General features: G+C 46.5%; 8 protein-coding genes. 2 read left to right on the top strand and 6 right to left on the bottom strand.

All coding sequences use genetic code 11. The features are described 5' to 3' along the window. Positions 1 to 62: 62 nt before the first annotated feature. Together ACXAGC_RS17665 and ACXAGC_RS17660 are read left to right on the top strand one after the other, a co-directional pair. A complete protein-coding gene (locus ACXAGC_RS17665) occupies positions 63 to 1,550 on the top strand; it encodes a tryptophan halogenase family protein (RefSeq protein ID WP_474845866.1) in 1,488 nt (495 codons plus the stop codon). Next, entirely contained in the window at positions 1,550 to 3,079 is a 1,530-nt protein-coding gene (locus tag ACXAGC_RS17660) for a tryptophan halogenase family protein (protein ID WP_474845864.1), read from the top strand. Before ACXAGC_RS17665 ends, ACXAGC_RS17660 begins: the two co-directional genes overlap by 1 nt. A gap of 176 nt (positions 3,080 to 3,255) precedes the next feature. Here the strand turns inward: ACXAGC_RS17660 and ACXAGC_RS17655 are convergent, their stop codons facing one another. The 6 genes from ACXAGC_RS17655 to ACXAGC_RS17630 all read right to left on the bottom strand — a co-directional run bounded on the left by ACXAGC_RS17655 (position 3,256) and on the right by ACXAGC_RS17630 (position 13,691). Then, complete coding sequence (locus tag ACXAGC_RS17655; RefSeq protein WP_474845862.1) at positions 3,256 to 5,052, bottom strand: alpha-amylase family protein; 1,797 nt, start codon at positions 5,050 to 5,052, stop codon at positions 3,256 to 3,258. 179 nt (positions 5,053 to 5,231) lie between these two features. Further along, positions 5,232 to 6,038 (bottom strand): PEP-CTERM/exosortase system-associated acyltransferase, encoded by an 807-nt coding sequence (locus ACXAGC_RS17650; RefSeq protein WP_474845860.1) that lies wholly within the window; start codon positions 6,036 to 6,038, stop codon positions 5,232 to 5,234. A gap of 690 nt (positions 6,039 to 6,728) precedes the next feature. Beyond that, the gene (locus ACXAGC_RS17645) at positions 6,729 to 7,241 is read right to left on the bottom strand and encodes an RNA methyltransferase (protein ID WP_474845858.1); all 513 of its coding nucleotides are present in this window, start codon (positions 7,239 to 7,241) and stop codon (positions 6,729 to 6,731) included. An 80-nt stretch (positions 7,242 to 7,321) separates the two neighbouring features. Next, positions 7,322 to 8,161: a patatin-like phospholipase family protein gene (locus ACXAGC_RS17640; protein ID WP_474845981.1), complete on the bottom strand. Its 840-nt coding sequence runs from the start codon at positions 8,159 to 8,161 to the stop codon at positions 7,322 to 7,324. 302 nt (positions 8,162 to 8,463) lie between these two features. Continuing rightward, positions 8,464 to 11,268, bottom strand: a complete 2,805-nt coding sequence (locus ACXAGC_RS17635) for a TonB-dependent receptor (protein ID WP_474845856.1) — start codon at positions 11,266 to 11,268, stop codon at positions 8,464 to 8,466. Positions 11,269 to 11,693: 425 nt separating this feature from the next. After that, positions 11,694 to 13,691: a methyl-accepting chemotaxis protein gene (locus ACXAGC_RS17630; RefSeq protein WP_474845854.1), complete on the bottom strand. Its 1,998-nt coding sequence runs from the start codon at positions 13,689 to 13,691 to the stop codon at positions 11,694 to 11,696. Positions 13,692 to 13,816 lie beyond the last annotated feature (125 nt).

Here is a 13,816-nt window from a genome sequence, read left to right as displayed (position 1 = left end):
CAAAAACGGTTACGAAAGTGTTTATAGTAAATTTAATATCAATAGCATCAACGGATTACTGAATGACCTCAGGTGTGCGCAAATTAGTCATTGCCGGCGGAGGCACCGCCGGCTGGATGGCAGCCGCTCTGTTTAAGAAAGTCCTCGCAGACAACATCGAAGTAGAGCTGATTGAATCAGAAGAAATTGGCATCATCGGTGTCGGTGAAGCAACCATTCCCCCTATTCAAACCTTTAATCAATATCTTGGTCTGGATGAAAAAGCGTTTCTTAAAGAAACGCACGCCAGTGTAAAGCTGGCTATCCGCTTTGAAAACTGGAAGCAGGAAGGCAGCAGCTATTACCACACATTCGGCGCACCGGGCGCCACGCTGGGCTTTGTCGGCTTCCAGCACTACTGGTTACGGGCGGCACAAAACGGGCTGACACAGTCATTGTGGGATTTCGATCTTAATTACATGGCTTGTCTGGAAGGAAAATTTAATAAAATTCAGACTGATAATCCGGTGTATCAATTGCCTTATGCTTATCATTTCGATGCCACCCTGTATGGTCAGTTCTTAAGACGCATGGCAGAAAACGCCGGCGTAAAACGCACAGCAGGCACGATTGAACATGTGAAGCAGAATGAAACCACGGGCTTTGTGGAAGCACTGCAGTTAAAAAGTGGTGAGCAGATTGCCGGCGATTTATTTCTGGATTGCACCGGCATGCGCGGCCTGCTTTTACAAAAGACGCTGGGTACAGAATACGAGGACTGGTCTCACTGGTTATGTGCTGACAGAGCATGGGCAGTGCCGTCACAAAGGCATGAGCATACCGCTCCGTTCACCCGCAGCATCGCCCGTTCAACGGGCTGGCAATGGCGTATCCCCCTCACCCATCGTAACGGTAATGGACTGGTGTACAGTTCAAAATATATGGACGATGACAAAGCCAGGGAGTTGCTGATGACAAACCTGGATACGCCGGCACTGGATGAACCCCGGAAAATCAGTTTCCGCACTGGCCGGACCGTAAAGCAATGGTCAAAAAATGTGATCGGGATCGGTTTGTCCAGCGGGTTCCTTGAACCTCTGGAATCGACCAGCATTCATCTTATCCAAAGCGGTCTGGTGAGGTTACTGAAGATGTTTCCGCACAGGGAAATTAATCCGTCGATGGAAACCATGTATAACGCGGAATCGAAGGAAGAATTTGAAACCATCCGCGACTTTATCATTTTGCATTATGTGGTAAATGAACGTGATGACTCTGAATTCTGGCGGGATATGCAAACCATGTCCATTCCTGCGAGACTGGAGCAGAAAATCAACGCGTTTAAAGATACAGCCACCATTTTTAACGAACAGAACGATATCTTCCGTGATGCTTCCTGGCTTCAGGTCATGGCAGGCCAGGGGATCATGCCACGGGATCATCATCCTGCAGCCAATACACAAACCGTCCCCCAATTACTCGATGTCATGGGAAAAGTATTACAGGCAAAACAGCAGCCTCTTACACAGATGCTTCCCCATGATGAATTTCTCAAACGGTTTACTCAATAATGTCAGCGCCTCATCGTATTGTTATCGCCGGTGGCGGCACCGCCGGCTGGATTGCTGCCTGCCTCATGGCGCACCACTGGCGTGATAAGCCGGTGAGCATTACGCTGGTGGAATCAGCTGATATTGCCACCGTGGGCGTAGGAGAAGGTTCAACCCCTACATTGAAACGCTTCTTCAGCGATCTGAACATTGCGGAAAGTGACTGGATGCCAGCCTGCAACGCCACTTATAAGGTGAATATCCGGTTTAAAGGCTGGAGTCCCCAAAACGGGCCTGCCAGTTACAGTCACCCGTTCATTTCTCAACCGGATGCATTCACCGAGCGCCCCTTTCATGTGAATTGCCACAACCGCCGGCTGGGTCTGGACGTGAACGTTACCCCGGAAAACTTTCTGCTGAACGGGTGGCTGGCCGGAGCAGGGAAAGCCCCGGTGACGCCACCCTCGTTCCCTTTTCGTATCGAATATGGTTACCATTTTGATTCTGCCTTACTGGGCCGATATCTGAAACGCCATGCCGTCAGCCTGGGTGTAAATCACATTGAAGGGAAAATTGACGATGTCATTACCAGTCTTTCGGGCCATATTACGTCGCTGACATTACACTCCGGCGAGATAGTTGAAGGTGACTTTTTCATCGACTGTACGGGCTTCCGTTCTTTGTTGTTACAACAGACACTGGATATCCGCTTTAATTCATTCAGTGAAAACCTGTTTAACGACAGGGCTGCGGTACTGGCCACAACGGCGCAGGCACAACTGCCTGTGGAAACAACGTCCACGGCGCTCAGCAATGGCTGGGCGTGGTCTATCCCTTTGAGTAGCCGTATCGGAAACGGTTATGTCTTTTCTTCAGCTCATCTCTCAGACGATAAAGCAGAGGCTGAACTTCGCCGTCATCTTTCCGTGCAGGACAATGAAGGTGATGTGCGTTTCCTGTCTATGCGTGTTGGTCAGGTTGAAAAGCACTGGCACAAGAATTGTCTGGCGCTGGGGCTGGCGCAGGGTTTTATTGAACCGCTTGAAGCCACAGCGCTGCATCTGGTGCAACTGTCCGTCGAATTTTTCATGGAAGATTATGAACAGGGTAACTTCAGTCCCGCTTTACAGGACAAGTTTAATAAAGACGTCACTGAAAGGTTTTCCAGAGTAAGGGATTACATCGTCGCCCATTACAAACTCAATACCCGTGACGATTCGGCATACTGGCGGGATAACCGTAATAATATGGCTTTATCTGAATCTCTGTTGCAACTTCTGGATGTCTGGTACCGGAAAGGCGATTTTCCGGCAGAAATTCAACGGCAGAACATTCAGTCTCACTTTGGCATTACATCATGGCATTGCCTGCTCGCCGGATACGGCATTTTTCCCCCGCTGGCTAAACAGCAGCCCGGACAGGGTGATCTCTACAAAGACAATGATACTGAGGCATTCTTTAAAGGCTGTCTGTTAAATTTCCCCGATCACACTGCGTATCTTAAAGAGGTTGCACGTAGATCCCCGGCAGTTAAAAGCTCACTATACTAAAGACTGTTGAAAGGCGGAGACACATTACAACTGAACTTGTGCCCGGAGGTGGTGCAGCACTCCAGTTTGTTCCTTTGTGGTCATTCTTCCCGGCTTGCGCTGAGATGGCATGAAAACATGGCGGCTGAGGAGGCAGTCCGCCAAGTACCGGCCAGAAAAAGGTTACGCATAACCCTTTACATGGTCAATATAACCGATTGATTCGGTGATAATTTAAAGAATATGCTTCGTTTGCCGTCTTTAACTTCAGATTTCACTCTGGCCCCGGTCAACTTATCCTCTAACTCCCTCAAGTCAGAAAATTCTGCGGGTAATTCAGACAAATCCAGTTCTGCCAGCACCTCTTTTTCACTGTAAAAATTACTGACACTTATCAAAATGTCATCATTGTTCCAGCGCACGAAAGCAAATACCTTTGCATCAGAAAGCTGGCCGTTTACCTTTAACGACTGATGTAAAGACTGGTAGTTACCGGATATCACTGCCGGGGTTGAAACGGCGATATTCAGTACGGTTTTATAATAATCACGCAGTGCCTGCTCTGCTTTGGTTGATTGTCCACCATCAAATTTGCCGTTGTTCATCCAACGCTGGTGAGCCGGCACCCCGATGTAATCGAAAATAGACGTTCTGGACGGCTGGCCGAATCCCGCGACTTCACTACCGTCTTCGCCATTTTCCTGACCAAAGTAAATCAAAACCGGAGACTCACTGATAAGCGCAGACACAACCAGAGCAGGTTTGCCTGACTCAGCATTTCCGGCAAACTCAGGACTGGCTATTCGTTGTTCATCATGGTTTTCAAGAAAATGAAGAAGATGCTGACGGATATCTCCGTATTGTTCCTGAATATCAGTCAGTTTTGCGACATCGCCATTATCCTGCATAACATCTTTAAGTGAGTCATAAAAATCCACCTTGTCATACAGGTAATCCATTTTACCCAACTGCAAATAGTCACGGTAAAGCGCTGGCTGATAGACTTCAGCAAGCAATACCGCATCCGCAGAAGTGTGCTTAATGTGACTGTTTAAATATGACCAGAACGCCACCGGCACCATTTCAGCCATATCATAGCGAAACCCGTCTACGCCCTTATCCAGCCAGTACTGTGTGATATCTTTAAACTTTACCCACGAATCCGGTACAACTTTATCAGACCAGTACTGATAGTGAGCCTGAGCCGGCGCAAAACGCAGCTCTTCCGGTACATCAGGGAATTCATGGTCACCCGACGGCGTAACACCGTAGTTAATTTTAACGGTTTCATACCAGTCATTGACATCAGGTTTAGCATAACGGGAACCATTACCTGTCCAGCGGGCCGGTGATTCATCAAAATGACCGTCTGCCAGAGGATGTGCTGCACCACCTAACGGTTTTGTTGCCGAGGTGAAATCCGGGACCTCAAAAGGTTCTCCCGGGATATAGTAAAAATTATTATTTTTACTGTAGGTGACCGATGTGTCGTCACGGGCGCCAAAGCTGCTCTGTGGTCTCACTACTGAATAGTACTGTCTGGCAACATGGTTAGGCACAATGTCAATCATGACCTTGAGGCCGGCTGCGTGAGTACGGGAGATCAGTGCTTCAAACTCCTCAAGCCGGCTCGCCGGATCATCTGCAAGATCCGGGTCCACATTGTAATAATCCCGCACTGCGTAAGGCGAACCGGCTCGTCCTTTAACTACATCCGGATCGTCCCCTGCAATGCCGTAAGCAGAATAATCCGTTACTGAAGCGTGATGGGGAACACCGGTATACCAGATCCAGTTTGCGCCAAGCGCACTGATTTCATCCAGGGCCTTTTCTGAAAAATCACTGAATTTACCTGACCCGTTTTCTTCGATGGTTCCCCAGGGTTTGTTGGTCGTATTGGTATTACCAAACAATCGGGTGAATACCTGATAGATTACCAGCTTTTCAGCGGTATCCGATTTTGTATCGTTGGTCTTTGACGGGGTTGCTGTCATCGGGCCCCCAGGTTCTGTGTGACAGGCAACAACAAATAAACTGGAAAAAATAACACATACCAGTATGGCGGGAAGCCGGATGGAAAGTAAAGTGGCTGACACGACAAGCAAACTCCATGCATAAAAAAACCGAGCATAACGACCCGGTCTTTTTCAGCAATAAACATACGTATTCATAATCAAGCAGCGCGTGTTTTTTGACCTTTTCCTGTCAATGTGGAAGGTACTGGTTTGTGGATCGAACCAAAGTTCGGTACATCTTCCAGCTCTTTCATAATTTTTCTGTAGAAACGATGCAGCGACGGTGAGATTTGATGGAAAAACTCTTCAGGAGACAAGCGGTAGGCTGCACGCTTACCATGATATTCAATAACCTGACCAAGCTGATTGAACTCAATGCCAAGCATACGCAGACTTCTGGCCAGTTTCGGCTCCATCATAACGTATACATTTTCTACATCCCTCAGCACACAAATTGTTGCAGCAAAGAAATACAGTGCCAGTGTGAGATAAGGGAAATTTCGATCGGGTTTGGTTCTTTTGAAACCTTTGTCGAGTGACTTACCCGTCACCGGAGAAAGATTTGTATCGGTTTCGCGACGGCGAAAGCGTTTTGGAATGGCCAGGCGGGAAATTTCACACACCGAGTGGCGCGGCAAGCGGCTCGGACTGTTCTCATCCATCCGGATGGCATCTGCACAATTTTGCTCTATTGGCAGTACCTGTCCGCTGTGCTGAGGCATAACCACGCGGATAGTACCGGCGCAATCTCCGGTGGCCTTGTGCTGTATATAACAACTGATCGCATATTCATCGAATTCGTCAAACTCCATTTTGGTTTGACGCACTTCCTCAAACCCCATTTCCTCGCAGTACACCTGATGGCGTGTACGAAAACAGGCTCTCTGATCTTTTTCTTCATTTGCCACAACAAGGGTAAAGTGCTCAAAGAAGTGATTGGCGGCTGCATCTATGGCTTTGTTCATCTGGCGCCTGACAAGAGGCTTTACCATATGTTTGACACCAGGTACTTGATGCACTTTTTTAAAAGCGTTTAACAAGCGACGTTTCACTCTGACTCCCAACGATTCGAAAGAGGATTTTTTATTCTATTAATGAGTCTTACTTGGTGCTTCCGTGACTAACCAAACAAACCACACCCGTGAGGTGTGAGAGTCACCCTGTGAGATCAGTTGAATAACGGATTATAATTATTAATGCCACAACTCAAATGCATACTAACAGCGTCAACTTTTATAGGTTTTTGTATTTTTTGTATAAACCCATTGCGTACTTTCTTAAACAAGTTTCAGACCACTTTATCAGGATCATCGAAAATAGTTATGAACCCGCAATACTATCAAAGAGTATTAATAATATTTTTAAGTAAGACTTAAACCTCAGTTTTTTTATGCAAAATGAAAACTAATTTCATAACTGTATGATTTAATTTGTTATTAATTGTAACCGGCAAATCTAAACCTATGAAAAACCTGCCGAAATTTCGTTCAGCCCAGGCAAATTCATAAGCGTAAATTAATTTAATTGAGGGTGAGATAATTTTAGATCCCGTGTCACAACATCCGGATCTAAGCGTGAGATCGTAAAAAACTCTGACACTTTCAAAGATATGGTTACCAGGGTGTTGCCATATGGAAACACCATTTTACAAGACCTCAGGATTTCTCAGTCCGTAACTGATTATTACGGTCCCGCGAAGCTCTTATAAGCTCGTCACCATGCTGATACTGGCTTTTTGCAAGCCGGTCATAAAGCACGACATTCGCTGTCGCAGCCAGATTCATACAACCTGTCGTTGGCACATAAACAACATCATCGGCCCGTGCAACCAGACTGGCAGGCACGGAACCGTCCTCGGGCCCGAATATATAAAATGCGTTAGCCGGATGCTGATATTCAGGTAGCGGAATTGCTCCTTCAACCAGTTCAATTACAACAACTTTTGTGCCTTCGGGGATGACCTGTTGCAAATCAGAAACAGCCTCAACGGGTATTTGTTTATGTATGTCTTTGGTGTCCGCATAGAACTCTCTGGCCCGGGTATACCGTTCACCGGTGTAATACACAGCGCTGGCATTAAAACAACCCGCGCCACGGAGCACTGAGGCCACATTCACCGGACTTTTCGGGTTAACCAGACCGATATATGAAAGTTTTGACGATGACATTAAGTACCCCGCTGGAAAAACCGCGGCAGTATCGCAAAAAGCAATCCGCTTAACCAGCAGGCAAAGAAAAATATTTACTGTTATGCTGCGAGCCTTTTACGGGAGGATAACAGCCGTCTGGCCATCCTTCTTCCCTGCGCATAGCCAAGTAATAGTTTACGCTTATCCATCGTGAGTCGTTTTACACAAAATCCGGCATCCGGTGCGATTACGGTGATTTTACAATCGGCAGGAGGATTATTCAGAAAGGCCAGCGTTTCATTATACATGCGCGCCCTTTGAAGCATGGTTTCGAGCAAAGCAGGCTGATGACCGTACAGCTTAGTCAGTAGCCAGGCGTTTTTCACTTCAGGCTTGGAAAATCCCGCAGGCTGTGACAGCACCACGGTAATGTCTCTGGCTCCCATCCCGTAGGCATGTTTAACCGGTATTGAATCCCCTACTCCGCCGTCTACATAAGGTACGCCATTGATCACCGGCTGTTCCCTGAATGCTGTAGGTATTGCACAAGAAGCTACCATCAAATCGTCAACAGTATCCGGTGTGGCCAGATGATATCCACATTTGCCGGTTTGTGTATTTGTGACACCTACGTAGAGAGGAATTGCACTTTGTTCACCCGGTACAGGTATACCTAAAACCGTTTTCGCGTGATGCCATAACCAGTGGACATCTGTCATGTGCCCCCCCTTTATAAAACGAAGGGGACTGAAAAATTCGGCTTTCGTTGCAAACTCAGTGATGATTGTCTTACTCAGACCCTGTGCACCGGACACATAGGTAGAAAGATTTGTTGCACCTGCAGAAACACCGATGGCGAAATCAAATCCGTAGTGTTTTTCTTCCATGAATTTGTCGAGCACACCCGCGGCAAAGATCCCCCGCATTGCCCCGCCTTCAACTACCAGTGCTGATTTAATCCCGCTCATTTTAGTCTTCCTGTCTTTCACTCTCTATCTGGTAAGACCAGCATATATTGTACCAATCGTGCAGCTGATCCATGACTAATGAAATGAATAACTAAAACAGAAGCTTAACAGGAAAACTGCAGATTAAAACGCTGGCAGGATGTGCACCAGTATGTGATGTCTCCCCGACAACAGGGAAATATTATCCGGGCAGGGTAAATTTTGCAGACGGGAAAAATCGATGGCTGTAATTAAAAAAACCGTCTGCACTGACGTACAGACGGCTTATTCACCGGTTATCGGCTAAAAAGCGATCAGAAGGTGTAGTTGAAACCTAACAGGTAGTTAGCGCCATAAGCCTGATACAGCAGGACCTGACGGCTGTCAGTTCCCGATGTCTGAATATCGTCTTCGTCGGTCAGGTTTTGAGCCTGTAAAGTGACACGCAGGCCTTCCAGTGATTCAATACCAGACTCACTGAAGTCATAGCCAATCTGTGCGTCGATGAAAGTACCACCCTGGTTGGTGGTATCAGACAAGGCCAGACTCAGACCACGGGCTTCTGTAAGATAATCAGAACGTTTGGTACCGGCTACCCGCACTTCGAAACCGCTGTTTTCATAGAAAACAGTCAGGCTGTAGTTTTCATCGGATAATCCCGGGATCCGTGTTTCACCACCCTCACCGGCGGCGTCAGCATGACCGTCCATGAATGTGACACTGGCAAACACACCAAATCCGGACAGTGCATCAGCAATAAGATCGCGCGGCAGACTCATCTGGATCTCATAACCGCGGACCAGACCTTCAAAGCCGTCCTGAGGCTTGGTTTTATAACCTTCGAACAACACCGGAGCTAATGCGGCTTCATCCTGGGTATGGTGAATTTCCGGAATGTAGTCCTGAGTAAAGTCAGACAATAATCCGTTCTCGCGATGCCAGTTCTTAATGTCTTTAAAGAAATAAGACAAGGCTACGTAACCAGTATCAGCAAAATAATTCTCGTAGGACAAGTCGAACTGATTTGCTTCGTAAGGACGCAACTCAGGGTTTCCGGAGCTGCCACCCCATGGACCGTTCTCAACATTATTGGAAAGAATATTGGTGTTGTTATAAGAGAAAGTCACCTGAGTATTCGGACGCATATCATCCATACGCGGACGGGTCAGTACTTTACTTAATCCCATTCTCAGAAACTGGCCTTCGGCAAATTCTGCGCTGAGGTTCAGAGTCGGCAATACATCTGTGTAATCGGTTCCGCCCGTAACAGGCACAGCTTCCACCAGACCATCCTGATTAACAGAAGTACTGAAGCCCTGAGAACTTTGATCGGCACGCACAACCTGAACACCCACATTACCGCGGATGTAGATATCGTCTACAGAGGTATCAATATCCAGTTTACCGTACAATGTGGTGAGTTTTTCATTCACGGTGTATGTATCACCCAGACGACCGGCATCAACCAGCTTTGCGTCTGTAGCAATATAATATCCGCTGTCATACAAGCCAATAGAATCGTACGCCAGCACACCATTGATGCCTATGAAATCAAGGGAGACAACACCAAGTACTTCAGGAATAGCTGCGTCACCAGGATAAGACGGAGCAGTCAGATAAGCGCCGTTATTTACCTTAGATTTTTCACGGTCAGAATACACCATGCCGACTTCCAGACCGGAGAAAATTCCCCATTCCACAAAACCTTCCGTAGAAAGACGGAAGGAATCCAGGCTCTCTTCAAATACAGGCTGGTTAACAAAGCCATCCTGGGCGTCACCACCAACAATGGGAGCACCCCATGTTTGCGGTCCTGCCAGTGTGATCAGGCTGGCGTCGGTTAAATCAACCGGCGCAATTTCAGGATGATCTGAATACATCACGCCGGTGGATGTCATTTCCCACGAACGTGCTGTCATGGGACGTCCGTCAGTACCGGTACGGCCCACACCGGAGTAACTTTCTACGTCAGTAATAGTTTTATCGACGCTGCCGGTTGAAATATCTGCTTTGATACTCCAGTCATTATTGAGCATGTACTCAACATTCAAACCAAAGGTTTTCAGCTCAGCTTCCTGCCGGCGTACGTCATTGCGTACCACACTGTAGAAGCCATCGTAATAGCCCGAAGTGACCAGGCCATCTTCAACGCCGGTAATCGTGTAGTCACCGGTTCCCCACTCTGCACCACCTTCTTCAACACCGCGACGGGCATCATCTTCGAGGAAATCGATATACAGGGCGTCGAACTGAATATTTAATTGATCCTGCGGGGCCCATTGGATAACTGCAGCGACAGAATCACGGTTCATCATGGCAGATCGGGCAAAGGAGTCATGACCGCCCAGAACCAGTGTTCCTTCCGGCACATCAACACCGCTGGCCGCTTTATCCGGATTCGCATCAGCATAACCCCAGCCACGGAACTGTTGTTCCTGACGTGGTGACTCCATGGTCGCAACCGTAAGCGCCACACCTAACGTATTATCAAGAAATTGATCAACGAAGTTAAAGGACAAACGGTGTCCCTGATTATCAAAATCAGGGTTCGCAGCATCTTCTTTGTTCTTTTCTAATGTACCGTTGAGGGTAACAGTACTTTCTGCAGATAGCGGCTTAACGGTTTGCAAATCAATAGAACCGCCAATGTTTTGCGTAGTCATGCCGGCTTCAGGTGTTTTATACACCAGAATGTTAGAAATGATTTCGGTAGGATAAAGGTCGAATTCAACACCACGGTTGTCACCCATACCTAACAGTTCACGACCGTTAAGAGATGTACCTACATAGTTCTCGTTAAAACCCCGGACTGAAATACCGCTGGTACGTCCGTTACGACGTTCACCCGCAAGACCGGGCAAACGGGACAATGATTCTGCAATACTGGTGTCAGGCAGTTTACCGATATCTTCTGCTGACAACGCTTCAACGATAGAGGTGCTGTCCATCTTGATAGCCTGAGCACGCTGAAGGCTTCCGCGGATCCCTGAAACCTGGATAACTTCTACATTATCTTCCGCCTGTGTGTCGTCAGATTGTGCGAATACGGGTACAGAGGTAAGGGATAATCCGGTGGCGATCATCGCCATTTGAATTAAATTTGGTTTAAATTGTGTCATCAATCTTTCCCTAAGGTTATGCGGGCAATCTGTAATCGCGGCGGTAACATACCGCCAGAATGGGCTGCCGGTACGCTGGTTGGGGCCCGCCGCGAAACAGTTCCTGAGAACGCCATTAGTTATTTTTATTACCGTTAAATGACAATTCTCTGTGTCGCGTGCATCCTATCGGGTAGATAAAAATTGCTCAATCATCTGCATACGTATTCATAAAACAATTAAAACAATAACTTAACATTGTAGTAATGCCGTTGGAGAGGCAACCGGATGACCGGCTGTCTCTTTAAACCTTTTAAATGCATGGACTGTATCGATTAAGTTTATTGACGCGAATGTGATATCTGAGAGGACTTGTTTTAACAGATGTAAAAACGGTATGCCTGTAAGAGGAACAGCCGGCAAAATCGATTTACCGGCCATTTATTCTATTGGGATTTAGCAAGCTGATTTAGTTTATCTATCAATTGAGTTTCGGCTTCAATTTCCTGCATCTGACTGTATGCCGCATCTGCCCGCTTAATACCTTCTTCAGCACGTTGACTTGCACCGGAAGAAGACTCCGATAAGGCCGCTAATTCGCTGCTTAAACTTACCGATCCAGACTCAATTTCCTGAAGCAATCCGTTAATACTGTCGATAGCAGAGGATATCCCGTCTATAGACGCAGAGACTTCGTTGATCGTATCGCCGGTTTCTTTGAGACTCGACTGGGTACGCTGACTAAGCGCTCTGACTTCGTCAGCCACAACGGCAAAACCACGCCCTGCTTCACCTGCACGTGCAGCCTCAATCGCAGCATTTAACGCCAGCAAGTTAGTTTGTTCAGCAATACCGCTGATAGACTGAATAATGTTTACAATCTTCTCTGCACTTTCACGAAGCCTGTCCATACCACCAGATAATTCAGTTCGTTCATGCTCCTGACGGGCAATTTGTTGCATGAAGAAATCAAATTGTTTTCCAAGATCTAACTGACGGTTAGCTGAATCACTGGCCTGAGATGCAACAAACTTTAACTGTCCGGTTGATTCTTTGAGTAAGGGATGAAATTTCTCAGTCTGCTCAATTAACTTGCTCTGCAACATATTGATATTGCTCATACTGATAAGTTTTGCCTGCATGTGATAATTTGAAAATGCGGCCAGGTGAAACGGGAAATTGGTAACATATTCATCAAAATAGGACTGTTGCTCATCATGTTTGAAGAAACCGATGGCGGTTACAGTCTGATTCTGGTGTAAGCCCAGATATTCACCAAATGTGGAAAAACCTGACACAACCACCTGATCAAAAGTACCAATCCCGCTTAAATTATCCGGATTGTTTAACCGCCTTAAAATACAGTCATTGGCAATCAGCGCCACAGGTTTTCCGTTTTTTCCTCTCAGAAAATTATCAAAGTCCCGCTGCAAAGATTGTTTAAAATCTGTGGCCTTAACCAGTTGTAAGTATTCGCCAAACCCCATGTCGCTGAAGAAACGGATGCTGCCATCATCGTTGATTGAAGCTACTGAGCGAATATAAATACTCTTGTCGATATCAATACCGAATGAGTGACTGGTCAGTTTGCTGTCCAGTTCTCCAACAGAACATTTAAAATGCCGTGCTAATGCATCAACTGGTGTGCGCAGCGACATATCTTTATCAAGCACTGAATGCAGGGTCCGGGTAAGCGGGTCAAATTTAGCTACAGTAAAACCCGTACCCGTGGTTACAAAGTTATGGCTTTTCATGATCCCGTAACGGTAGTTTCGGGATAACTTACAGAATGCGAGTAAAACCTGATTTGATTTTATTTCTCCGTTAAGGGCAATGTCAGCCTGTTTAAAATCCAGCTTTCCCCCTGCACTGCCACCTATGAAGAAGCAGGGGAACCGTTTCACTTTGTACAATGCCTGAGTGAAAAAATCCTCACTGGCTGTTATGCCGTCAAAATAGGTCAAGGCAAAGGTGTCCCTGCTACCTATATCAAAAGGTACATTTACTTTGGCTAACTCTGAAGCGATGCGTTTAACCCGTTCAGCAGGAGGCATTACCGGCTTACCCTTTTTAATATCATCACTGTATAGAGGCACGCCGTGAATACTGATTTGGCTAATCAGCGCAGAAGAAAAACTATGTATAACAATGTTGTCCCATCGCTCCGGAGCCGGATGATAAAGTGTCGTGCCACCACCTAACTCACCTGAAGTCATGATTGTGATGACATGTTTACAGAAGTTGGCAGATTGGGTTATCTGTCTGCTTACAGATGCAAAATCAAGGTGAGGAGAGACAAAAGCAATGATCAGCGCCGTGCCTTCATCGAATACCAGCTCTCTGAGAAATGATTCAGAAATTTGATTACTTTGCAGACTTTTTGAACGGGTCAGTACTGACGATGTAACCTGAGTAGTAGTGGTTTTCTTCTTTCCAAAAAACATAGGCTTCCCTCAATTCATCATGAACAGGCTGGATATAGCGATAACTATAGTTCACGATACAGGATCAGAAAGAGTAACCATTGATTTATATTAAAAAAGCCCGCTATCAGCGGGCTTTATAATCA

The organism is Alteromonas sp. AWJ4_197, from assembly GCF_056160285.1.
Note: the sequence above shows the minus strand (reverse complement) of the source record. Positions and strands in the feature narration are given on the sequence as shown.